At 54.3% G+C, this 22485-nt stretch carries 19 protein-coding genes; 11 read left to right on the top strand and 8 right to left on the bottom strand.

Annotation, left to right across the window (positions count from 1 at the left end; genetic code table 11):
* Positions 1-115 precede the first annotated feature (115 nt).
* Complete coding sequence (locus QRN24_RS14690) at positions 116-2146, bottom strand: alpha-amylase (protein WP_284942840.1); 2031 nt, start codon at positions 2144-2146, stop codon at positions 116-118.
* A gap of 315 nt (positions 2147-2461) precedes the next feature.
* On the opposite strand from QRN24_RS14690, the gene QRN24_RS14685 reads away from it, so the two are divergent.
* Positions 2462-3286, top strand: coding sequence for a protein bax (locus tag QRN24_RS14685; protein WP_020882650.1), 825 nt, complete (start codon positions 2462-2464; stop codon positions 3284-3286).
* Positions 3287-3333: 47 nt separating this feature from the next.
* On the opposite strand, the gene xylR is transcribed toward QRN24_RS14685, so the two are convergent.
* From xylR to xylF, 4 genes are all read right to left on the bottom strand, one after another.
* Positions 3334-4512 carry a D-xylose utilization transcriptional activator XylR gene (gene xylR, locus QRN24_RS14680; RefSeq protein WP_020882649.1) on the bottom strand — a complete coding sequence of 393 codons (1179 nt, stop codon included), beginning with the start codon at positions 4510-4512 and terminating at the stop codon, positions 3334-3336.
* A gap of 33 nt (positions 4513-4545) precedes the next feature.
* A complete protein-coding gene (xylH, locus tag QRN24_RS14675; protein WP_047355994.1) occupies positions 4546-5727 on the bottom strand; it encodes a xylose ABC transporter permease XylH in 1182 nt (393 codons plus the stop codon).
* Positions 5705-7246 (bottom strand): xylose ABC transporter ATP-binding protein, encoded by a 1542-nt coding sequence (locus QRN24_RS14670; protein ID WP_086533114.1) that lies wholly within the window; start codon positions 7244-7246, stop codon positions 5705-5707. The genes xylH and QRN24_RS14670 overlap by 23 nt, the downstream gene beginning before the upstream one ends.
* 71 nt (positions 7247-7317) lie before the next feature.
* Entirely contained in the window at positions 7318-8310 is a 993-nt protein-coding gene (gene xylF, locus QRN24_RS14665; protein ID WP_020882647.1) for a D-xylose ABC transporter substrate-binding protein, read from the bottom strand.
* Positions 8311-8681: 371 nt separating this feature from the next.
* On the opposite strand from xylF, the gene xylA reads away from it, so the two are divergent.
* From xylA to QRN24_RS14645, 4 genes are all read left to right on the top strand, one after another.
* Positions 8682-10004, top strand: a complete 1323-nt coding sequence (xylA, locus tag QRN24_RS14660; protein ID WP_284942870.1) for a xylose isomerase — start codon at positions 8682-8684, stop codon at positions 10002-10004.
* 71 nt (positions 10005-10075) lie between these two features.
* The gene (gene xylB / locus QRN24_RS14655) at positions 10076-11530 is read left to right on the top strand and encodes a xylulokinase (protein ID WP_284942839.1); all 1455 of its coding nucleotides are present in this window, start codon (positions 10076-10078) and stop codon (positions 11528-11530) included.
* Between the two features lie 103 nt (positions 11531-11633).
* Positions 11634-12173, top strand: coding sequence for an isochorismatase family protein (locus QRN24_RS14650; protein WP_020882645.1), 540 nt, complete (start codon positions 11634-11636; stop codon positions 12171-12173).
* Positions 12173-13093, top strand: coding sequence for a GlxA family transcriptional regulator (locus tag QRN24_RS14645; protein WP_063925755.1), 921 nt, complete (start codon positions 12173-12175; stop codon positions 13091-13093). The genes QRN24_RS14650 and QRN24_RS14645 overlap by 1 nt, the downstream gene beginning before the upstream one ends.
* Here the strand turns inward: QRN24_RS14645 and QRN24_RS14640 are convergent.
* Complete coding sequence (locus QRN24_RS14640; protein ID WP_284942838.1) at positions 13086-14081, bottom strand: acyltransferase; 996 nt, start codon at positions 14079-14081, stop codon at positions 13086-13088. The genes QRN24_RS14645 and QRN24_RS14640 overlap by 8 nt on opposite strands.
* A gap of 184 nt (positions 14082-14265) precedes the next feature.
* Here QRN24_RS14640 and QRN24_RS14635 point away from each other — a divergent pair, with 184 nt between their 5' ends.
* The 4 genes from QRN24_RS14635 (at position 14266) to QRN24_RS14620 (ending at position 19617) form a co-directional block, all read left to right on the top strand.
* Positions 14266-14571, top strand: coding sequence for a YsaB family lipoprotein (locus tag QRN24_RS14635; protein ID WP_284942837.1), 306 nt, complete (start codon positions 14266-14268; stop codon positions 14569-14571).
* 161 nt (positions 14572-14732) lie between these two features.
* Positions 14733-15644, top strand: coding sequence for a glycine--tRNA ligase subunit alpha (glyQ, locus tag QRN24_RS14630; RefSeq protein ID WP_014168125.1), 912 nt, complete (start codon positions 14733-14735; stop codon positions 15642-15644).
* Positions 15645-15653: 9 nt separating this feature from the next.
* Positions 15654-17723 carry a glycine--tRNA ligase subunit beta gene (glyS, locus tag QRN24_RS14625; protein ID WP_014168126.1) on the top strand — a complete coding sequence of 690 codons (2070 nt, stop codon included), beginning with the start codon at positions 15654-15656 and terminating at the stop codon, positions 17721-17723.
* 274 nt (positions 17724-17997) lie between these two features.
* A complete protein-coding gene (locus QRN24_RS14620; protein ID WP_284942836.1) occupies positions 17998-19617 on the top strand; it encodes an ABC-F family ATP-binding cassette domain-containing protein in 1620 nt (539 codons plus the stop codon).
* 46 nt (positions 19618-19663) lie between these two features.
* On the opposite strand, the gene QRN24_RS14615 is transcribed toward QRN24_RS14620, so the two are convergent.
* A complete protein-coding gene (locus QRN24_RS14615; protein WP_014168128.1) occupies positions 19664-19951 on the bottom strand; it encodes an HTH-type transcriptional regulator in 288 nt (95 codons plus the stop codon).
* A 331-nt stretch (positions 19952-20282) separates the two neighbouring features.
* Here QRN24_RS14615 and QRN24_RS14610 point away from each other — a divergent pair, with 331 nt between their 5' ends.
* The gene (locus tag QRN24_RS14610) at positions 20283-20993 is read left to right on the top strand and encodes a DUF3053 domain-containing protein (protein ID WP_020882641.1); all 711 of its coding nucleotides are present in this window, start codon (positions 20283-20285) and stop codon (positions 20991-20993) included.
* A 245-nt stretch (positions 20994-21238) separates the two neighbouring features.
* A complete protein-coding gene (cspE, locus tag QRN24_RS14605) occupies positions 21239-21451 on the top strand; it encodes a transcription antiterminator/RNA stability regulator CspE (protein WP_014168131.1) in 213 nt (70 codons plus the stop codon).
* A gap of 58 nt (positions 21452-21509) precedes the next feature.
* On the opposite strand, the gene ghrB is transcribed toward cspE, so the two are convergent.
* Positions 21510-22484 carry a glyoxylate/hydroxypyruvate reductase GhrB gene (gene ghrB / locus QRN24_RS14600; RefSeq protein WP_014168132.1) on the bottom strand — a complete coding sequence of 325 codons (975 nt, stop codon included), beginning with the start codon at positions 22482-22484 and terminating at the stop codon, positions 21510-21512.
* Position 22485: the final 1 nt, after the last annotated feature.

Raw genomic sequence — 22485 nt, 5'->3', positions numbered from 1 at the left:
AATCGAGAGATGCGGTCAGGATTGTTGTTTTATGTGGCGGGAAGGTATTTAGGTAGTGGATTGTTCTGGTAAAATATCCCTCTCCCGGAGGGGGAGAGGGAACCGGTTTGCGTCGTTATTGATTACCCGCCCACACCACCATGACCTTATCGCCATTGTGCTCGCGAACGAAGCCGTAGCCTTCTTTCAGCGACAGCGTGGTTTGTTTGCCTTCACCTATTGCGGGATGACGGGCGCGGAACTGGCCCAGAACCTGCCAGTGGGCGACAGTTAAGGCTTGCTTGCCCGTCACGTCCTGCCAGTTCATATCCGAGCGGGTGCCCTGTAATGGATCAGACCCTGTCGGTCCGAATGGCCGCTCGGATTCATCTCCGTAGTAAATTTGTACGCTGCCCGGTGCGAGCAGGAGCAGCTCTGCGGCACGCTGGCCGCCTTCACGGAAAAGGCGTGTGTCATGCGACGAGAGATAGCTCAGGACATTGAAGCTTTGCAGTTTTTCCGCCATCTGCTGCCAGGTCAGGTCGATGTCCGCCAGACAATCTACCGCTTTTGCTGCCTGCTCCTGATAATCAAAGTTGATCATCGCGTCAAACCCGTGGCGGTAATAATCGCTTTGCATCACGCCATGGCCCCATGACTCGCCGGTCATCCAGAACGGGGTATTGTCGAGTTTTTTGTCGGGGTTCGCGCCTTTCCAGGCTGCCAGCGCCTGGCTTGCCTGATCTTTCAACTGCTGCCAGGCCTCGAGTTCAACGTGTTTTGCCGTATCCACACGGAAACCGTCAATGCCATAGTCACGTACCCACTGGCTGAGCCAGTGGGTCAGGTAATCACGCGGGGTGTAGCCTGAAATGGCCTTCGCGTGGGTATCAGGTTTATGTTGGTAGAAGTTGGGTAAACCGGAAGGGGTCGTCGACTCCGTTTTCAGATCCGGCAGGAACGCCAGCGACAGGGTTAAATCGTCGAAGCCGGGATTGTCATAATCACCAATGTCGGTGCGGATCCACTTTTTACCCCACCATTTTTCCCAGGCGGCTTTGTCGCTGAAGTTGATGTAATCGTTGAAGCTATGCCAGCTTTGGCCTGCTCCCGGCTTCCAGTCCGTCCAGTGCTCGCCCAGCGTTTTTTTCAGTTCATCACCCTGCAGATAAAGGGCCCCGAACTGGAACGCCTGCATGTCTGCGAGCGTCGCGTAACCCGTGTGGTTCATGACGATATCAAACAGGATGCGGATCCCGCGTTTATGCGCTTCATCGACAAGGTGGCGTAAATCATCTTCGGTGCCCATGTTGGCATCAAGCGTGGTCCAGTCCTGGGTGTAGTAGCCATGATAGGCGTAGTGGGGGAAGTCACCTTTGGTGCCACCGCCAACCCAGCCGTGGATCTGCTCCAGCGGGGAGCTTATCCAGAGCGCATTCACGCCCAGCTGCTGTAAATAATCGAGCCGTGTTGTAAGCCCCTTGAGATCGCCACCGTGGAAGGTGCCGATCTCCTGCATGCCATCTTTGTGGCGTCCATAGCTGTTATCGTTAGAGGGATCGCCGTTGACAAAGCGGTCAGTCAGCACGAAATAGACGGTGGCGTTTTGCCAGCTAAAGGGCGCGGGTTTGTCGGTCTCGGCGCGTTCAAGCAGCAGCAGGCCGTTGCTGTTGGCGGCGGGTTGCAGGGTGATTTTTCCATTCTGCACTGTTGCAGTCTGTTTGCTATAGAAATCACGGACCACCGATCCTTCCGGGAAATCGTTGCCAACTTCAAGCGTCAGGGGCTTACCGTCCCACTTCGGACACTGGCGGGTAACGTTTGCAACCGACGGTTCCGCTGCGCTCTGAATAGTCAGTATCAGTGTGGGCGTACCGGAACGGGTATCGACACGCATCTGATACTCGCCGTCGCGGAACAGTCGCCACTGCGGCGGCGTGCCGTCACATTTTTTAAGCGACAGCATCTCATTGAGTTTTATTGCATCCGTTGGCTGCCAGCACGTGTTGTCAAAACTCAGCGTAAGAGGGCGAGTACCCTTCGCAAGCTTTGCCTGGCTGGTAAATATCCCGGTACCTTCGGCGCTAAAGGCGTTGAAACCCGGTGATGACCAGTCAGCATGAGCCAGTGCGGGTAACATCAGAAAAGCTAATGCGGTGCGTTTCATTCCATTTTCCTGTCGCGGCATTTTTGACCAGTGTGCCATCAGGTGTGGGGTAAAAACTCATCCCCCGGGGCTTTCTGCAAGGATGACGCGTGAGGATGAGTGATCCCGCGCAAAATTAGGAAGTTATCTGCGAGTTCGCGCACAATTTTTTCAGAATTGATGCTTATGTGAGCAGGTTTCAGGTGACATAGTTTCGGAATTGGACTATTTCTATACGTGCTCTTGCAGTCTATTTTTGTTATGATTTGAGATTCCGCTCTCAAATTTGTGAAAAAAATAAGGTGTTGGAATGTTTATATCCGACCAGGAGACCTAATGATATCGACTCCCATTCGACGATATGGGGCCGCGATACTCATGTTACTCACCATGGCATTTTCGGGTGAGGTGCTTGCGAAGACGCACACGGATACAACGAGTAAGAAAGCCCACGTAATAAAGACGACAAGTAGTAAGGTTAGCAGTAAACAAGAGTATTCTCGCAATAGTGCAAAGAGTAGTTCACTTCCTGATTTGCGAAAATACCCTTCCGGAACACCAAGGAAAAAAGCGTTTCTCCGGACGGTAATGCCTTACATCACAAGTCAAAACGCCGCGATTACTGCGGATCGTAACTGGTTGATTGCCAAACAGTACGACAGCCGTTGGTCGCCATCAGAACGCGCGCGTCTGAAAGATATCACCAAACGCTACAAGGTGAGCTGGAACGGTAACACGCGCCGTGTGCCGTGGAACTCTCTCTTAGAGCGTGTCGACATTATCCCGGGGAGCATGGTTGCGACCATGGCTGCAGCCGAAAGTGGCTGGGGTACCTCGAAACTGGCGCGTAACAACAACAACCTGTTTGGTATGAAATGTATCAAGGGGCGTTGTAATAATGCACCCGGTAAGGTGAAAGGCTATTCTCAGTTTGAATCGGTGAAAGATTCCGTGAATGCCTACGTGGTGAATCTGAACACGCATCCGGCCTACTCATCGTTCCGTAAATCGCGCGCTCAGCTGCGTAAAGCGGATCAGGAAGTGACGGCCAGCACGATGATCCACAAGCTGAAAGGTTATTCGACCAAGGGACAGAGCTATAACAACTATCTGTTCGCGATGTACCAGGATAACCAGCGCTTAATCGCCGCACATATGTAATTCAAAAAAACGCCTTCCATCGGAAGGCGTTTTCTTTTCTCTTTTTTCTACATCATCACTTCGCTGTGACGCTCCCGGTACTCTTTTGGCGTACTTTCATACTCCTTTCGGAACACCGAATAAAAATATTGCAGCGACGGGTAACCGCACATCTGTGAGATTTCGTTGATCGACAATGAGGTGGAGATCAGCAGGCTGCGTGCTTTCTCCAGTTTCTCGGCGTGGATGACCGCATGAATGGTTTCGCCCACTTCTTCTTTAAACCGCTTCTCCAGATTCGAACGGGAAATGCCCACCGAGTCCAGCACCTGATCGACCTTAATCCCTTTGCAGGCGTTGTTGCGAATGTAGTGCATGGCCTGAATAACTGCCGGGTCGCTTAAGGAGCGGTAATCCGTTGAACGGCGTTCGACTACGCGGACAGGGGGAACCAGTAAGCGCTGAAGCGGCAACGCTTCTTTATCCAGCAGACGATGCAGTAACTTCGCCGCCTGATAGCCCATCTGACGCGTACCCTGTGCAACGGACGAGAGCGCCACGCGAGAGAGGTAACGCGTCAGCTCCTCGTTATCGATGCCAATGACGCACAGTTTTTCCGGCACCGGAATGTGTAAATGTTCGCAGACCTGCAAAACGTGGCGGGCACGAGCATCCGTAACGGCAATGATGCCGGTTTGCGGCGGCAGGGTTTGCAGCCAGTCCGCCAGTCGGTTTTGCGCGTGCTGCCAGTTTTCCGGCGCGGTCTCCAGCCCCTGATAAACCACGCCGCGGTACTTCTCCTGCGCGACAAGCTGGCAGAAAGCATGTTCGCGCTCAACTGCCCAGCGCTTGCCGCTGGTTGACGGTAAACCATAAAACGCGAAGCGATGGACGCCTTTCTCTTTCAAATGCAGGAAGGCGGTCTCAACCAGCGCATGGTTATCGGTGGCGATATAGTGAACCGGCGGATAGTGCTCGGGCGCATGGTAAGACCCGCCGACGCCAACAATCGGAACGTCGACGTCAGTCAGCAATTGCTCAATGACGGGGTCGTCGTAGTCAGCGATGACCCCATCGCCCAGCCACTCTTTGATGTTTTCGAGACGGGTTCGGAAATCTTCTTCGATAAAAATATCCCACTCGGATTGCGACGCCTGCAAATATTCACCAACGCCCTCCACCACCTGACGGTCGTAGGCTTTGTTGGCATTGAATAACAACGTGATGCGGTGACGCTTTTCAAACATGGCTAACTTCCCAAATAAGTCACAATATTGTTATCAGGCTCGTCGCTTGGTTGCAGAGTCCATCCAGACTGCCAGCAAAAGAATGGCCCCCTTGACGATATACTGCCAAAACGTCGGGACGTCCATCATACTCATCCCGTTATCCAACGAAGCCATAATAAATGCCCCCATCACCGCGCCTGCCACGCTGCCGACACCGCCTGCGAGGCTGGTGCCGCCAATGACACAGGCGGCGATAGCATCCAGCTCGGCGATGTTCCCTGCCGAGGGAGAACCCGCCCCCAGACGCGAGCTGAGGATCAACCCGGCGATAGCAACCATCAGGCCGTTAATGGCGAAGACGGCGAGTTTGGTGCGCTCGACGTTGATCCCTGAAAGGCGAGCAGCCTCAAGGTTGCCGCCGATGGCATAAATACGGCGACCAAACGCGGTACGCGTGGCCATAAACATCCCGGCCAGCAGCAACAGTGCCAACAGCAATACCGGCGTCGGGACACCGCGATAGTCGTTCAGAAGCCAGATTGCGCCCAGTACAATGACCGCAGTGAGTGCCTGACGACCGACTGTGGACGTTGACGCTGGCGATGCCAGACCCAACGCCTGACGGCGCATTCGCCCACGCCACTGCCAGGCCACAAACGCCAGCAACCCAATCACACCGAACGTAAAGCCGATGCTATCGGCGAGGTAGCTCTGACCAATTTGTGACATGGCTGCGCTGGTAGGGGAGACGGTGGTGCCGTTGGTGATGCCAATTAGGATCCCGCGGAAGGCCAGCATCCCCGCCAGCGTGACAATGAACGACGGGACTTTACGGTAGGCAACCCACCAGCCGTTCCAGGCGCCCAGCAGCAGGCCCAGCACCAGCGTAACCGCAATGGTCAGCGGCAGTGGCCAGCCAAGCCAGACGTCAAAAATGGCCGCCACGCCACCAAGCAGACCCATCATCGACCCCACCGACAGGTCGATTTCCGCCGAGATAATCACGAATACCATGCCCACCGCGAGGATGCCGGTAATGGCAGTCTGACGCAGCAGGTTAGAGACGTTACGCGCGCTTAAGTACGAGCCATCGGTCATCCAGGTAAAGAACAACATGATGGCAATAATCGCCGCGATCATCACGAAAACCTGCAGGTTCAACGCTTTTAGACCGGCAAACGCGCCGGGCGTCGGAACAGCGACTTTAATATCAGACGGATTGCTTTTCGACATGACGTTCGCTCCTTAAAGCGGCTTCCATCACCTGCTCCTGCGTCAGGTTCTGGTTAATCAGATTGGCTTTCAGTTTTCCCTCGTGCATGACCAGCACGCGATCGCTCAGGCCGAGCACTTCGGGTAACTCAGACGAGATGACAATGACGGCAATCCCTTGCTGTACAAGCTGATTAATCAGTTTGTAGATTTCGTACTTGGCGCCGATATCGATCCCACGCGTCGGCTCGTCCAGGATCAATATGCGTGGGTTGAGGAGCAGGCAACGCGCCAGGATTGCCTTCTGCTGGTTGCCCCCGCTCAGACGTCCAATGGCCAGTTCCGGGGAGGATGTTTTGACCTTGAGTCTGGCGAGCGACTGGAGAATGCACTGCTGCTCAGCAGCATCATCGAGGCTGCTCAGCGCACCGGAGAACCTATCGAGCGCGGCAAGCGTGATGTTTTTACCCACCGCCATGACCGGGACGATGCCATCTTTCTTGCGATCTTCCGGCACCATGGCAATACCGTGGGCAATCGCCTGCTGGCAGTTTTCGATTTTTACCGGCTGTCCGTCGATAAAAATACGGCCTTCCCAGCGGCCCGGCCACACGCCAAACAGGCACTGGACGGCTTCAGTGCGCCCGGCCCCGACTAACCCCGCAATACCGAGGATTTCGCCGCTGTGAAGGGAAAACGAGACGTTATTCACGCGCTTGATGTGGCGGTTAACGGGGTGCCACGCGGTGAGGTTTTCCACGCGTAACACTTCGTCACCCGTGGTGTGCGGTTCGTTTGGATAGAGCGCCGTGAGCTCGCGCCCCACCATCATGGTGATGATGTCATCTTCACTCATGCCGGCAGCTTCACGTGTGCCGATGTGCTGACCGTCGCGGATCACACAGATGGTGTCCGAAATGGCTTTTACCTCATTGAGCTTGTGCGAAATGTAGATGCACGCAATGCCGTGGTTTTGCAGATCGCGAATGATATTGAGCAGGACGGCCGTTTCCTGCTCGGTGAGGGAGGCCGTTGGCTCATCGAGGATCAGCAGCCTTACCTGTTTGTTCAGCGCCTTGGCGATTTCAACCAGCTGTTGTTGCCCGAGGCCAAGATCACCGACGCGCGTATCCGGGGAAATCGCGAGACTTACCTGGGCCAGCAGTTTTTCACAGCGTAGCGTCATGGTGTCGTAATCCAGTACGCCATGACGTGAAATTTCGGCCCCCAGAAAAATGTTCTCCAGCACGGTGAGGTGCTTCACCAGCGCCAGCTCCTGGTGGATGATGGCGATGCCTTTGCGTTCGGTATCGCGAATGTGTGTCGCCTGAATCACTTCACCGGCAAAGACAATTTCGCCCTCGTAACTGCCGTGCGGGTAGATCCCACACAACACTTTCATCAACGTCGATTTGCCCGATCCGTTTTCGCCACACAGCGAGACCACTTCGCCGGGATTGAGCCGCAGACTGACGTTGTCGACCGCTTTCACCGCGCCAAAGCGCTTGGTGATGCTTTTCATTTCAAGTAAATAAGGCATAACTGCTCCACATGACCCGAGGGAAGAACAGTACAACTCGATGCGCCCCCGCAGAGCAGGGGCGCGCTGGATTACAGTTCACTCTTCTTGTGGAAACCGTCTTTAATGACGGTGGCGTCAATGTTCTCTTTATTGACTTCAATGGGGGTGAGCAGACGAGCCGGAACATCTTTAAGCCCGTTATTCAGCGTCGCGTCTGCCTTAGGTTGCTTACCATTTCCCAGCTCCACGGCAATTTCCGCCGCCGTATTCGCAAGCTGGGTAATCGGTTTGTAGACGGTCATGGTTTGTGTGCCAGCCATGATGCGTTTGACGCCCGCGAGGTCGGCATCCTGACCCGAAATCGCCACTTTACCTGCCAGCCCCTGGGCGCTGAGTGCCTGGATTGCGCCCCCTGCGGTGGCATCGTTGGATGCGACGACAGCATCGATTTTGTTGTTGTTGGCGGTTAAGGCGTTTTCCATGATTTTCAGCGCGTTTTCTGGCAGCCAGCCATCCGCCCACTGATCGCCGACCACTTTAATCTTACCGCTGTCGATATACGGCTTCAGGACTTTCATTTGCCCTTCGCGGAACAGCTTAGCGTTGTTATCAACCGGCGAGCCGCCCATCAGGAAATAATTGCCCTGAGGTACTTTGTCGATCAGGCTTTTAGCCTGTAATTCACCCACTTTTTCATTGTCGAACGAAATATAATAATCGATATCCGCATTATTAATCATGCGGTCATAGGCTAAGACTTTTATGCCTTCTTGTTTGGCTTCTTTAACGACGTTACTTAATACCTGGCCGTTATAAGGGATAATGACCAGCACATCGACGCCGCGGTTGATCATATTCTCAATTTGCGACATTTGCGTTTCTTCGTTGCCGTTCGCGGATTGCACAAACACATTCGCGCCAAGTGATTCCGCTTTTTTCACAAAAATATCGCGATCTTTCTGCCAGCGTTCAAGGCGCAGATCGTCAATCGCCATGCCAATTTTGACTTCCTTGGCATGTCCGGCAAAGCTTGCAAGGAGGAGCGTAGTGCAGAGAGTAAGGGACAGGTTCTTTATCTTCATAATTATAGGGCCTTTTTGTAGGGGTATGTGTTGCTGAGATAAAAGAAACATTCACTGCTGGGACGCAGCAAATTTTTAACGGGGAAATGCGGGCTGGCAATTACAGATTTTTATCTTCGCATTATGATATTTGGTTTATTTCTGAATTTATGACCGCGATCGAATTTTAAAATACGTAACGTCTTAATTACATTTGATTATGGAAGAGGGACCGAAAAATAGTTTGCCTGCACATTATTTTGCGAGCCAGCGCACAGTTGTGCATTCTCTCAATAGCAGTGTGAAATAACGTAATTGAGCAAGCCAAAATGTCTATTCACTATTACTCCTGTATCAACGACTCGCCGCATACCCTGATTATGGAGCTCAATATGCAAGCTTATTTCGACCAACTCGATCGTGTTCGTTACGAAGGCCCGAAAACAACCAATCCTTTAGCATTTCGTCACTACAACCCGGATGAGCTGGTGCTGGGTAAGCGCATGGAAGAGCATTTGCGCTTTGCCGCCTGTTACTGGCATACCTTCTGCTGGAACGGAGCCGATATGTTCGGCGTGGGTTCCTTTGACCGTCCATGGCAGCAGCCGGGTGAGGCCATCGAGCTGGCGAAGCGTAAAGCCGATGTCGCCTTTGAATTCTTCCACAAACTGAACGTGCCGTACTACTGCTTCCATGATGTGGATGTGTCGCCGGAAGGCGCCTCACTGAAAGAGTATCTGAACAATTTCGCGCAGATGGTGGATGTGCTGGCGGCTAAACAGCAGCAAAGCGGCGTGAAGCTGCTGTGGGGCACGGCCAACTGTTTTACCAACCCACGCTATGGCGCGGGTGCGGCAACCAATCCGGATCCGGAAGTGTTTAGCTGGGCGGCAACGCAGGTGGTTACCGCAATGAACGCCACGCATCAGCTGGGCGGCGAAAACTATGTGCTGTGGGGCGGTCGTGAAGGCTATGAAACCCTGCTCAACACCGACCTGCGTCAGGAGCGCGAGCAGATTGGCCGCTTTATGCAGATGGTGGTCGACCATAAACACAAAATCGGTTTCCGCGGTACGCTGCTGATCGAACCGAAGCCTCAGGAACCGACTAAGCACCAGTACGACTACGACGTTGCTACCGTGTACGGCTTCCTGAAACAGTTCGGCCTGGAAAAAGAGATCAAAGTTAACATTGAAGCCAACCATGCCACGCTGGCCGGCCACTCTTTCCATCACGAGATCGCGTCTGCTATCGCGCTGGGTATCTTCGGTTCTGTTGATGCTAACCGCGGCGATGCGCAACTGGGTTGGGATACCGACCAGTTCCCGAACAGCGTGGAAGAGAATGCGCTGGTGATGTATGAAATTATCAAAGCGGGGGGGTTCACCACCGGCGGGCTGAACTTCGATGCCAAAGTGCGCCGTCAGAGCACCGACAAATACGACCTGTTCTACGGCCATATTGGCGCAATGGATACCATGGCGCTGGCGCTCAAAGTCGCCGCGCGTATGATTGAAGACGGTGAACTGGATAAACGTGTCGCGAAGCGTTATAGCGGCTGGAACAGTGAGCTGGGTCAGCAAATTTTGAAAGGCCAGTTATCGCTTGCGGACGTCGCGAAGTACGCTGAACAACATCAACTGGCACCGCAGCATCAGAGCGGGCATCAGGAGCTGCTGGAAAACCTGGTTAATCACTACCTGTTCGATAAATAACAGTGAGTAGATAATAACGTAAGCCCGGTAAGCGTCGCGCCACCGGGCATTTCTGTTAAAGGAGTCACCGAATGTATATCGGGATTGATCTTGGCACATCGGGTGTGAAAGCCATCCTGTTAAGCGAGCAGGGCGACGTGTTAGCAACGCAGACAGAAAAGCTGCAGGTCTCACGTCCGCATCCGCTATGGTCGGAACAGGATCCGGAGCAGTGGTGGCTGGCAACGGATCGTGCAATCAAAGCGCTAGGTGAACAGCACAGTCTGCGTGACGTCAAAGCCCTCGGCATTGCCGGGCAAATGCACGGCGCGACGTTACTGGACAGTCAGCATCACGTCCTGCGACCGGCCATTCTCTGGAACGATGGTCGCTGTGCAGAAGAGTGCGCACTCCTTGAAGAGCGAGTACCCACCTCCCGCAGTATTACCGGCAACCTGATGATGCCCGGTTTTACCGCACCAAAGTTACTGTGGGTACACCGCCATGAGCCGGAAATTTTCCGTCAGGTGGCGAAAGTTTTACTGCCAAAAGATTATCTGCGTTTTCGCATGACGGGTGATTTCGCCAGCGACATGTCCGACGCTGCCGGCACGATGTGGCTCGACGTGGCCAAGCGTGACTGGAGTGAGGCCATGCTCGATGCCTGCCACCTGACTCGCGAACATATGCCAGCGCTCTATGAGGGCAGTGAGATAACGGGTACCTTACAGCCTGCCGTCGCAGAACGCTGGAATATGCCCGCTGTCCCGGTGGTGGCCGGTGGCGGTGACAACGCGGCGGGTGCCGTGGGGGTCGGGATGGTGGAAGCCGGGCAGGCGATGCTTTCGCTGGGAACGTCTGGCGTCTATTTTGCGGTCAGCGAGGGTTATCGCAGTAATCCTGAAAGTGCCGTTCACAGTTTCTGCCATGCGCTGCCGGGAAAATGGCATCTGATGTCGGTTATGTTGAGCGCCGCCTCTTGCCTTGACTGGGCCGCGAAACTGACCGGGATGGCTGATGTTCCGGCACTGATTGCTGCTGCACAGCTGGCGGATGAAAGTGCGGGTACCGTCTGGTTTTTACCTTATCTTTCCGGCGAGCGCACGCCGCATAACAATCCGGAAGCGAAAGGGGTGTTCTTTGGGTTAACCCATCAGCATGGCCCGGCGGAACTGGCTCGTGCCGTTCTGGAAGGCGTGGGATATGCCCTGGCGGACGGAATGGACGTGGTACATGACTGCGGTGTGACGCCGGCGAGTATCACCCTGATTGGCGGCGGTGCGCGTAGCAGCTACTGGCGCCAGATGCTGTCTGATATCAGCGGACTGCAGCTCGATTTTCGTACCGGTGGTGATGTGGGGCCTGCGCTCGGTGCAGCGCGACTGGCACAGATTGCCATGAACCCGGAAACGCCGCTTTCTCAGCTGTTACCGCAGCTTCAACTGGAACAGGCGCATCTGCCTGATGCGGCACGTCATGCGCGTTATGCGCAAAGACGCGAGGTCTTTCGCAAAATCTACCAACAGCTGCTGCCGCTGATGTCGTAAATACGGTTGTCTGTCAGAGGCACGAGGTTGTCCTTTTTTGGTCTGTGCGGGCCTTCATTTCCTTGCCAGTATGGTGTCATACCCACTGGCGAGGAGATTCAACATGTCACGTACTGCATTAATCAACATCGATACTCAGCAGTCTTTTCATCATCGTCATTACTGGCAGGAGGACGAGATTCCTGCCTTTCAGCAGGCGATGCTGGGGCTGATTGAGGGCTGCCAGGCGCGTGGCATTCCTGTCGTTGATATTTTCCATGTAGATGAAGACGGTCCGTTCACACTGCAAAGCGGCTATGTCAAACCGATGGCCTTTTTACGTCATCAGCCGGACGTGGTCTTCCAGAAACACGTCCATAACGCGTTCACGGATACCGGGCTTGACCGCTGGCTGCGTGAGCGAGACATTAATCAGCTCATCGTGTGCGGCATTCGCACGGAACAATGCTGTGAAACCACTGCGCGGGTGGCATCCGATCTGGGCTATGCTGTGACCTTTGTTAGCGAGGCAACGCTCACGTTTCCAATGACGCACAAGGGGATAACCCTGAGCGCAGAGGAACTGCGCCATCGTACCGAGACGGTACTGGCCGGGCGGTTTGCCGACATTAAAACGGTTGCGGAGACGCTGGAGTCACTGTAATGAGCATCGACGTCTGGTTTGTGATGTTGCCCGGGGTGCTGTCATTAGACATGACGGGCCCGGCAGAGACCTTTGTGCTGGCAGGGGACGCGTTTCGCCTGCATTACATTGGTCCGCAGGCAGAGGTTCCGACGTCGATTGGTCTGATGATGGGCGGTATTCAGCCGCTGCCGGAAAGCCTGCCTGAGGGCAGTTTGCTGGTGCTGCCGGGGGTAAGCGACTCCCGCTTTCAGTTTTCAACGCCGCAGGCGCAGCTGATCCAGCACTGGTTAATGCGCCTGCAGCCAAAAATTCATCGTCAGGATATCACCGTCATGTGCGTCTGTTCAGGGGCGTTGCTGGCGGCAAAATCGGGCTTGCTGAACCACCGGCAGTGCACAACGCATCATGACGTTATAAGCCGTTTGCGTACGGCGGCTCCGACGGCAATCATCAAAGAAAACCGGATCTTCGTGCAGGATGAGAATATCTGGACCAGCGCCGGCATCACCTCGGGTATCGACCTGGCGCTGCATATGATTAACCGTCTGTGTGGCGCAGAAAAAGCGCTGGCCGTGGCGCGCGAAATGGTGGTCTGGTTTCGTCGCTCCGGGGACGATCCCCAGCTGTCGCCATGGTTACGCTACCGCAATCATCTTCACCCGGCCATCCATCGTGCGCAGGATGCGCTTACCACCGAGCCGCACAAAGCCTGGGCTTTACCCGAGATTGCCGCTCTGGCGCATGTCAGCCCGCGCCATTTAACGCGGCTTTTTCAGACGCATTTAGGGATAAGCGTTCGCGACTATCTGGAGCAGTTGCGTCTGGCGGTGGCTGAACAGTGGCTGTTGCAAGGGCGTGGCGTGGAACAGGCCTCACTGGCCGCGGGGTTTTCCTCCCCGCGCCAGTATCATCGTGCCCGACAGCGCAGCGTTAACTGACGAAGCGGCGGGTGTCGACCTTCTGCAGCAGCATTGACAGCAGCAGGCTCGCCATCAGCGTGACGGTGAAAATCCAGAGGATATCCAGCACCGGCCAGCTTTTGAACTCCACCCCTCTCGTTCTCAGGGCGTGGATCACCAGCGCGTGAAAACCGTATATACCGAGCGAGTGCCGGGAGATAACGCTCAGCACCGGAAGGGGACGTGCGTTCAGGGTGTTTTTGGCGAGCGTAAGCAGGGATACGGCACAGATGAAGACCATCGGGCCGCAATACAGGTACCAGGTATCGGCAAAATTGCCGCGCCATTGCAGTTCATGCAGCGTCCCACGCGAAATGACGATCACGCCGATGATAAACAGCGCTGCACATAGCCCGTTCATGCCGCGTTTTTGGGTGTCCATCATCCCGATAGCTCGCCCCAGCATGCCGTAGAGTACGTAGTAAAAGGTATCGCCGTTGATATAGAGATTGACCGGTAACCATTCAAAACCATCAATTTTCTGCGAGACCGTATTCGGGTTGGCTATGATGCCAATGACCACCATCAGCGCCAGCAGCATTTTCCCGCTCACGGTTTTCACCTGAATCAGTGGGGAAACCAGATAGATAACGATAATGGCGAAGAAAAACCACAGATGGTAGAAGACGGGTTTTTGCAGAAGGTATTTGAGAGATAGCCCGGCGTTAATCGAGGTGAACAGGGTGATATAGAGCAAGGCCACGGCGCTGTAGAAGCTCAGACAGGCGGCGATGCGGATAAAATGCCGCGGTTGCGCGCTACGCTCGCCAAAAAAGAGAAAGCCGGAAATCATAAAGAACAACGGCACACTGACCCGCGATGCGGAGTTAAGAATATTGGCTATATCCCAGTTTACAGGGCTGATACTGTGCGCATTGGTGACATACCAGGTCGTCGTGTGGATCATGACCACCATCAGACACGCTATTCCTCGCAGATTATCAATCCAGCTAATTTTTGACGACATCAGTTCCTCATCATCCCTTGTAAATTCAGTGTGACTGCGATTGTATTGAAGCCTCTCTCTGGAAAATTCTGAGTTTTATTGAGCAGCCTTGTTTGAAAGCCGCGAGGTTCGCAGAATGCCAGGGCATAATCTATAAAAGCTTTGCTACTAAAAATAACAGCCACTGAACAGGGCGGTAATAAAAATGATGATGAAGCGTGCGGCGTCACTCTTTCTGCTGTTTATCCTGGCAGGATGCAGTACGCCACCCTCTGTACCCGTGCAAAAAGCACAGCAGGGAAAAATCAGCCCGGAACGCTCCCTGAATATGGAGCAGTTCTGTAAGGATCAGGCTGCGCGCCGCTATAACTCGGATGCGCAGAACATTGATGTCACGGGATTTGAGCGATTCCAGGGGAGTTATGAGCTGAAAGGCCATACGTCCCGTAAAGAGGGCTTTGTCTGTTCGTTTGACGCAGACGGTCAGTTTTTACATCTCTCCATGCGCTAAGCCGCTCGCATAATCAACAGCCAGACGCCAGCGACTGCCTGGCGTGGTGGCTTATTTCCCCAATTTTCCCTAAACAAACCCGTTTCGTACTGTATATCTTGCAGGCAGCGGGTATACTGGTCCCTTCCATTTAAAACCACACGTATCCAGCACGACATACTATGCAAAAGTTTGATACCAAGACCTTCCAGGGCCTGATCCTGACCTTACAGGATTACTGGGCTCGTCAGGGCTGTACCATTGTTCAACCTTTGGACATGGAAGTAGGCGCAGGCACTTCACACCCAATGACCAGCTTACGCGCGTTGGGGCCGGAGCCAATGGCGACTGCTTATGTGCAACCTTCACGTCGTCCGACCGATGGCCGTTACGGCGAAAACCCGAACCGTCTGCAGCATTACTATCAGTTCCAGGTGGTGATTAAGCCATCGCCAGACAACATTCAGGAACTGTACCTCGGGTCACTGAAAGAGCTGGGTATGGATCCAACCATTCACGACATCCGTTTCGTGGAAGATAACTGGGAGAACCCAACGCTGGGTGCCTGGGGTCTGGGTTGGGAAGTGTGGCTGAACGGTATGGAAGTGACGCAGTTCACTTACTTCCAGCAGGTTGGCGGTCTGGAATGTAAACCGATTACCGGCGAAATCACCTACGGTCTGGAACGTCTGGCCATGTATATTCAGGGCGTAGACAGCGTTTACGACCTGGTCTGGAGCGACGGCCCGCTGGGTAAAACCACCTACGGCGACGTGTTCCATCAGAACGAAGTGGAGCAATCCACTTATAACTTCGAATACGCGGATGTGGACTTCCTGTTCACCTGCTTCGAGCAGTACGAGAAAGAAGCGCAGCAGTTGCTGGCGCTGGAGTCTCCGCTGCCGCTGCCTGCTTACGAGCGTATTCTGAAGGCCGCCCACAGCTTCAACCTGCTGGACGCCCGCAAAGCTATCTCCGTGACTGAACGTCAGCGCTACATTCTGCGTATTCGTACCCTGACCAAAGCCGTTGCAGAAGCGTACTATGCGTCCCGTGAAGCCCTTGGCTTCCCGATGTGCAACCGAAACAAATAAGAGGCGGCCATGTCTGAGAAAACTTTCCTGGTGGAAATTGGCACCGAAGAGCTGCCACCAAAAGCCCTGCGCAGCCTGGCTGAATCTTTTGCTGCGAACGTGACTGCTGAGCTGGATAACGCTGGCCTGGCACACGGTAAAATTGAATGGTTTGCTGCTCCGCGTCGTCTGGCGCTGAAAGTGGCGAACCTGGCGGCGTCTCAGCCGGATCGTGAAGTTGAAAAACGTGGTCCGGCGATTGCTCAGGCGTTTGATGCTGAAGGCAAGCCAAGCAAAGCGGCTGAAGGCTGGGCGCGTGGTTGTGGTATCACCGTCGATCAGGCTGAGCGTCTGACCACCGATAAAGGCGAGTGGCTGCTGTACCGTGCACATGTGAAAGGTGAAAGTGCGCAAGCGCTGCTGCCTGACATGATTGCCACGTCGCTGGCCAGGTTGCCGATTCCAAAACTGATGCGCTGGGGCGCAAGCGACGTGCACTTCGTGCGTCCTGTGCACACCGTGACGCTGCTGCTGGGCGATACTGTTATTCCGGCTACCATCCTGGGTGTGGCGTCCGATCGCGTGATCCGTGGGCACCGCTTCATGGGCGAGCCTGAGTTCACCATCGACAATGCTGACCAGTATCCGCAGATCCTGCTGGAGCGCGGTAAAGTTATTGCTGACTACGAACAGCGTAAAGCCAAAATCAAGGCGGATGCGGAAGACGCGGCGCGTAAGATTGGCGGTAAAGCGGATCTGAGCGACAGCCTGCTGGAAGAAGTAACCTCTCTGGTTGAATGGCCAGTGGTACTGACCGCGAAGTTCGAAGAGAAATTCCTGGCCGTGCCGGCTGAAGCGCTGGTGTACACCATGAAGGGTGACCAGAAGTACTTCCCGGTTTACGCCAACGACGGCAAGCTGCTGCCAAACTTCATCTTCGTGGCGAACATTGAATCAAAAGATCCGATCCAGATTATCTCCGGTAACGAGAAAGTGGTGCGTCCACGTCTGGCGGATGCCGAGTTCTTCTTCAACACCGACCGTAAAAAGCGTCTGGAAGATCACCTGCCACGTCTGCAGACCGTGCTGTTCCAGCAACAGCTGGGTACGCTGCGCGACAAGACTGACCGTATTGCGGAGCTGTCTGGCTGGATCGCACGTGAAATCGGTGCGGATGTGAACCACGCAACGCGCGCGGGTTTACTGTCCAAGTGTGACCTGATGACCAATATGGTGTTCGAATTTACCGACACCCAGGGTGTGATGGGGATGCACTACGCGCGTCACGACGGTGAAGCGGAAGATGTGGCCGTGGCCCTGAACGAGCAGTATCAGCCGCGTTTCGCGGGTGACGCGCTGCCGTCTAATCCGGTGGCCTGTGCGGTCGCGATTGCCGATAAGATGGACACCCTTGCAGGTATCTTTGGCATCGGCCAGCATCCAAAAGGCGACAAAGACCCGTTTGCGCTGCGTCGTGCTGCCCTGGGCGTGCTGCGTATCATCGTTGAAAAGAACCTGAACCTGGATCTGCAGACCCTGACTGAAGAAGCGGTACGTCTGTACGGTGATAAGCTGACCAACGCCAACGTGGTCGACGATGTGATCGACTTTATGCTTGGTCGCTTCCGTGCGTGGTATCAGGACGAAGGTTACACCGTCGATACCATTCAGGCGGTACTGGCACGTCGTCCAACCCGTCCGGCAGATTTCGATGCGCGTATGAAGGCGGTTTCCCACTTCCGTACGCTGGAAGCGGCATCTGCACTGGCCGCGGCTAACAAGCGTGTCTCTAACATTCTGGCGAAATCCGACGAAACGCTGAACGAGCGTGTCAACGCTGCGACGCTGAAAGAGCCAGAAGAGATCGCCCTGGCGATGCAGGTTGTGGTACTGCGTGACAAGCTGGAGCCGTATTTCGCCGAAGGCCGCTACCAGGAAGCCCTGGTGGAGCTGGCGGAACTGCGTGATGTCATCGATGCCTTCTTCGAGAAAGTGATGGTGAACGTGGAAGATAAAGAGCTGCGTATCAACCGTCTCTCTATGCTCGAAAAACTGCGTGAGCTGTTCCTGCGCGTGGCGGATATTTCGCTGCTGCAGTAACGTGCATGTGCCCGGTGACGGGCCAGCAGATGAGAAAAAACCCGCTTCGGCGGGTTTTTTTATGTCTCGTTTTTTTTGTGGACCAGCTAAGCGCAGTGCAATCGCCTAAAAATTCACCTTGAAATGGTCAGCAAATTACCGTTATCCTGTTTCTCGTTATATTTCTCCCTCAGGAGCGCATCCCGAAAATGAACAAACACGACTGATGAATTTCGATCCTTGCTAAACGCGACCGCGTCGGCAGGGGATGTTTTGATTTCATTCAGGAGTGCTTATGGCTCATTTTGCGCAATCCCCTTCTTTTATTTTGCATCAGGTGACCTGTCAGTTTGCGACGGGCGATACCCTTTTTGGTCCACTGAATCTTTCTCTGGCACCCTCACTGTGCGCGCTGGTTGGCCGCAACGGCAGCGGTAAAACACGTCTGCTACGTTTGCTGGCAGGGTGTGATGAACCTGCCAGCGGTCATATCGAACGTTTTGCAACGCACGCTTATGTGGCACAACAGCCCGATATCTCCCCGCGAACCACGCTTGCTGAGCTGCTGGAGTATGAGGCGATTTTTGCGGCGCGTAAGCGCATCGACAGCGGTGACTACCAGCCCGATGATTTGGCGTTACTCGACGGACACTGGGATGTAGCAGAACGTCTGAGCGAGGCGTTTTTCCACGCAAAACTTCCACCATTTGACCCGGATAAATCAGCCATGGAACTCAGTGGCGGCGAGCGCATTCGCGCGTTGCTCTGTGGCGCGTTTACGGCTGATGCGGATTATCTGCTGCTGGACGAACCCACCAACCATCTCGACCGGCAGGGACGTGAGTGGTTCTACGACCAGCTCGCCCGTTATCAGGGGGGCGTGCTGGTGGCCTCCCACGACCGTGAACTGCTGGCGAAGGTACCGCGTATTCTTGAACTGAGCGCCTCGGGCCTTCGCCACTACGGTGGCAGTTACGACGACTATACGCATCAGCGGGACGCCGAACAGCAGGCAGCCCGTGCGGCACTGGAACATGCGGCAACAGAACGCAAACGCACCCGCGCGCGGATGCAAAAAGAGCATGACGAAAGCCAGCGGCGTTCGGCGAAGACGTTACGTACGGTCGATAACCTTAATATTGCCTCGTTCGAGCGGGTCAAATACAAAATGGCCGCCAAAGAGCGCATTGGCACCTGGAAAAAACAGCATGGCGATCAACATGAAGCGCTGAATGCCGCGGTGAACAAGGCCCGGGAGCGAGTTGAAGAGGAGAATCCGGTGATGTTCACGTTGCCTGGAAGCCAGATTGCTGAGGGGAAACAGGTGCTGGTGATGGAGGGGCTGGTGCTGCCACACGTCACTCTCCCGCCGACCAACTGGCGGATGGACGGACCGATGCGCGTGGCGCTAAAAGGACCAAACGGCTGCGGTAAATCGACGCTTTTAAAAGCCATTCTCGGCGAAGTGGCTCCGCTCTCAGGAACGTGTAAGGTATCGGTAAACTGCGCTTATCTCGATCAACATCTGTCGCAGCTCGATCTTTCGCAGTCGGTGATGGCGCATCTCAATCTGAGTCATACACCTCTGGAAGAGGGTGTGCTGCGAACCCGTTTAGCGCAGCTTCAACTGGGCGCCGACAAAGTGGCGCTTCCGCTGGCTGAGCTGAGCGGCGGGGAACGTCTCAAGGCTGCTCTGGCCTGTGTCTTGTGGCGTGAAGACGCTACGCAGCTTTTACTGCTGGATGAACCGACCAACCATCTGGATCTGGCCTCGGTCGAGGCGATTGAAGCCGCACTGGCCGGTTTCCCCGGGGCATTGCTGGTGGTTTCTCACGATGAGGCTTTTTTGCGGGGGTTAGCATTGACGCATGAACTGGTCTGGGAAGAGGCGGGTTGGCGCTGTGCCCCCCTTTAAAACACAAGCCCCCGCAAAGGCGGGGGCGGTAACTTACTTTACTGCATCATGCTATATGCTTGCTGAGTGCAGGGTTGGCCTGAATCAGGCGCATCAGCTTTAGCTCGGTTGGGGTGGGTTTTTCGCGTTTTGACTCCCACTCCTGCACCATAGCCACGCTGACACCCATCGCTCTGGCGAATTCTTCAGTTTTTAATCCAGTCCCTTTGCGCAATTGCTCATATTCTTTAAAGGGATTGGATCTTTGTTGCAGGGTTAACGTCTGCGGTACATCTTTAAAAATAATCTGTTCCAGGCTGCTCAGCAGCTCAAGCTCAGGATCTTTATATTCCATTGAGGACTCCTCTTAAATCACATACCGGGATCAAGAACATCAGAGAGCCTGTTAAGAATAGTCCCTAATACAAACGACGGATCGTCACGGATGTGATTAATCGTGCGGTAACGATCGCTTTATGCGTTTCAGCCGTTGCCAGGGTGAGACTAATTACCTGATTACGCTTATGTCGGCTTCGCCACGTATTTTTTTGTAAATAGTAAGAAATAAAACGGCAATAGCCGTTTTGCATGAAAAGAGTATCTTGCAGGGCTGACCTGGACTATCCTTGTCAGCGTCGGGCACGCATGTGCCGGTGTGCGCTTTTTTGGGTGAAAGGAGTAATGAAATGGCGACAGGAAAGTCCTGCTCTCGCTGGTTTGCGCCTATTGCGGCGTTGTTGATGGTTGTTAGCCTGAGTGGGTGTTTTGATAAAGAAGGCGATCAGCGCAAAGCGTTTATCGATTTTCTACAGAATACGGTGATGCGCAGCGGTGAACGGTTGCCGACGCTGACTGCGGATCAGAAAAAACAGTTTGGCCCCTTCGTGTCTGATTACGCCATTCTTTATGGTTATTCACAGCAGGTGAGCCAGGCGATGGATTCCGGTATCCGTCCGGTTGTGGATAGCGTGAACGCTATTCGCGTCCCGCAGGATTACATGACGCAACGTGAACCGCTGCGCCAGTCCAACGGTGCGCTCGGCGTGCTGAGCCAACAGCTGCAGAATGCGAAAATGCAGGCGGACGCGTCACGTTCCGCGCTGAAGCAGGGCGACGATCTCAAACCGGTCTTCGACAAAGTGTACGAGAAAGTGGTGTCGAAACCTTCTGAAGCGATGCAACCGCTGATCCCGGCCGCGCAAATTTTCACGCAGCAGCTGGTTCAGGTGGGGGACTTCATCTCCCAGCAGGGCACTCAGGTGAGCTTTGTGGCCAACGGTATTCAGTTCCCGACCTCGCAGCAGGCAAGCCAGTATAATGCGCTGATTGGGCCACTGGCCTCCCAGCACCAGGCCTTTAGTCAGGCGTGGAGTGCAGCGGTCGCTGCCACAGAATAAATCGGAAAACCCCGCCTCAGGCGGGGTTTTTTATTCCGGGCGAAAATAACGCTTGTTATTCTTCTACCACATCGGTATAACTATACAGGTCGGTTTGTTACACAGACCTAAAGCAGTTTAGTAAAGCAGTCCAGATTGTTATCCATAGATACCCTTCGTAGTGACCCTTCCTTCATCGCTTAAAAATCTGTAACACAATCCATCAAGCCGGAAGGCACAATATATTTGTTAATTAAGGTAATTCTATGTCTGCTAAAATGACTGGTCTGGTAAAATGGTTCAACGCTGATAAAGGTTTCGGCTTCATCACTCCTGACGATGGCTCTAAAGACGTGTTCGTACACTTCTCTGCTATCCAGAACGAAGGCTACAAATCTCTGGATGAAGGTCAGAAAGTTTCCTTCACCATCGAAAGCGGCGCTAAAGGCCCAGCAGCTGGTAACGTTGTAAGCCTGTAAGCTTCCAACCCAGTAGCACAAATTTTAAAAACCCGCCTTCTGGCGGGTTTTTTCATTTCTATCGCTGAACCTGCGGGTTAACGCAATTGATTTCCACCTTTCCGCTAAGGGCAGCGATCAGGTTGTCTACCGCGGTTGCAGCCATATTGTAGCGTGTTTCATGGGTTGCTGAGCCGATGTGGGGCAGGGCCACCACGTTGGGCAATGAAAGCAACGGGGAGTCCACCGGCAGCGGTTCCTGTTCAAACACGTCAAGACCGGCAGCGTGGATCTCACCCTGTTGCAGAGCCTCAATCAACGCCTTCTCATCCACCACCGGGCCACGACCCGCGTTGATGAAAATGGCCGTTTTCTTCATTTTTTCAAACGCCTCTTTACCGATAAGATGACGGGTTTCGTCCGTCAGCGGCAGGATCAGACAGACAAAATCGGCTTCCTGCAGCAGCGTATCCAGCTCGCAGTAGCGGGCGTTAAAACGTTCTTCGGCTTCACTGTGATGACGACGCGCGTTATACAGAATCGGCATGTTAAAACCAAAATGTGCGCGCTGCGCCAGGGCCAGGCCAATACGGCCCATGCCAACGATGCCCAGCGTTTTGCCATGAACATCCACCCCAAACCAGTCCGGACCAATGCTTTTTGTCCATTCGCCAGCTTTGACGCGATCGGCCACTTCGACCACACGGCGCGCCGTGCTGAGGACTAGCGCCATCAGCGTGTCGGCCACGGTCTCCGTCAGCGCATGTGGCGTATGCATCAACAGGATCTTGCGGGCGTTAAGGGCATCCACGTCGAAGTTGTCATAGCCCACGGAAACGGTAGAGGTAGCACGAAGCTTCGGCATTTTCTCCAGCAGGGCGACATCCACTTTTTCGCTTGAACCCAGCAAACCTTCGGCGCTGGCGAACGCATCGGCGTGCTGTGCCACGGTTTCCGGGCTGAGGTTCTTCACCTGGGTAACGGTGAAGTGTTCCTCAAGGCGTTTCTGCAGATCTTCCGGCAGTGCTTTATACAAAATGACGGACGGCTTCATG

This window comes from Enterobacter sp. MEB024 (assembly GCF_030209635.1).
Taxonomy (GTDB): domain Bacteria; phylum Pseudomonadota; class Gammaproteobacteria; order Enterobacterales; family Enterobacteriaceae; genus Enterobacter; species Enterobacter ludwigii.
The sequence above is the reverse complement of the archived record's forward strand: the minus strand, read 5'-3'. Positions and strand labels throughout refer to the sequence as shown.

Bases quoted from the DNA above. Each gene is read 5' to 3' on its own strand.
- QRN24_RS14690 (WP_284942840.1), bottom strand. From the start codon at position 2,146: ATGAAACGCACCGCATTAGCTTTTCTGATGTTACCCGCACTGGCTCAT.
- QRN24_RS14685 (WP_020882650.1), top strand. From the start codon at position 2,462: ATGATATCGACTCCCATTCGACGATATGGGGCCGCGATACTCATGTTA.
- xylR (WP_020882649.1), bottom strand. From the start codon at position 4,512: ATGTTTGAAAAGCGTCACCGCATCACGTTGTTATTCAATGCCAACAAA.
- xylH (WP_047355994.1), bottom strand. From the start codon at position 5,727: ATGTCGAAAAGCAATCCGTCTGATATTAAAGTCGCTGTTCCGACGCCC.
- QRN24_RS14670 (WP_086533114.1), bottom strand. From the start codon at position 7,246: ATGCCTTATTTACTTGAAATGAAAAGCATCACCAAGCGCTTTGGCGCG.
- xylF (WP_020882647.1), bottom strand. From the start codon at position 8,310: ATGAAGATAAAGAACCTGTCCCTTACTCTCTGCACTACGCTCCTCCTT.
- xylA (WP_284942870.1), top strand. From the start codon at position 8,682: ATGCAAGCTTATTTCGACCAACTCGATCGTGTTCGTTACGAAGGCCCG.
- xylB (WP_284942839.1), top strand. From the start codon at position 10,076: ATGTATATCGGGATTGATCTTGGCACATCGGGTGTGAAAGCCATCCTG.
- QRN24_RS14650 (WP_020882645.1), top strand. From the start codon at position 11,634: ATGTCACGTACTGCATTAATCAACATCGATACTCAGCAGTCTTTTCAT.
- QRN24_RS14645 (WP_063925755.1), top strand. From the start codon at position 12,173: ATGAGCATCGACGTCTGGTTTGTGATGTTGCCCGGGGTGCTGTCATTA.
- QRN24_RS14640 (WP_284942838.1), bottom strand. From the start codon at position 14,081: ATGTCGTCAAAAATTAGCTGGATTGATAATCTGCGAGGAATAGCGTGT.
- QRN24_RS14635 (WP_284942837.1), top strand. From the start codon at position 14,266: ATGATGATGAAGCGTGCGGCGTCACTCTTTCTGCTGTTTATCCTGGCA.
- glyQ (WP_014168125.1), top strand. From the start codon at position 14,733: ATGCAAAAGTTTGATACCAAGACCTTCCAGGGCCTGATCCTGACCTTA.
- glyS (WP_014168126.1), top strand. From the start codon at position 15,654: ATGTCTGAGAAAACTTTCCTGGTGGAAATTGGCACCGAAGAGCTGCCA.
- QRN24_RS14620 (WP_284942836.1), top strand. From the start codon at position 17,998: ATGGCTCATTTTGCGCAATCCCCTTCTTTTATTTTGCATCAGGTGACC.
- QRN24_RS14615 (WP_014168128.1), bottom strand. From the start codon at position 19,951: ATGGAATATAAAGATCCTGAGCTTGAGCTGCTGAGCAGCCTGGAACAG.
- QRN24_RS14610 (WP_020882641.1), top strand. From the start codon at position 20,283: ATGGCGACAGGAAAGTCCTGCTCTCGCTGGTTTGCGCCTATTGCGGCG.
- cspE (WP_014168131.1), top strand. From the start codon at position 21,239: ATGTCTGCTAAAATGACTGGTCTGGTAAAATGGTTCAACGCTGATAAA.
- ghrB (WP_014168132.1), bottom strand. From the start codon at position 22,484: ATGAAGCCGTCCGTCATTTTGTATAAAGCACTGCCGGAAGATCTGCAG.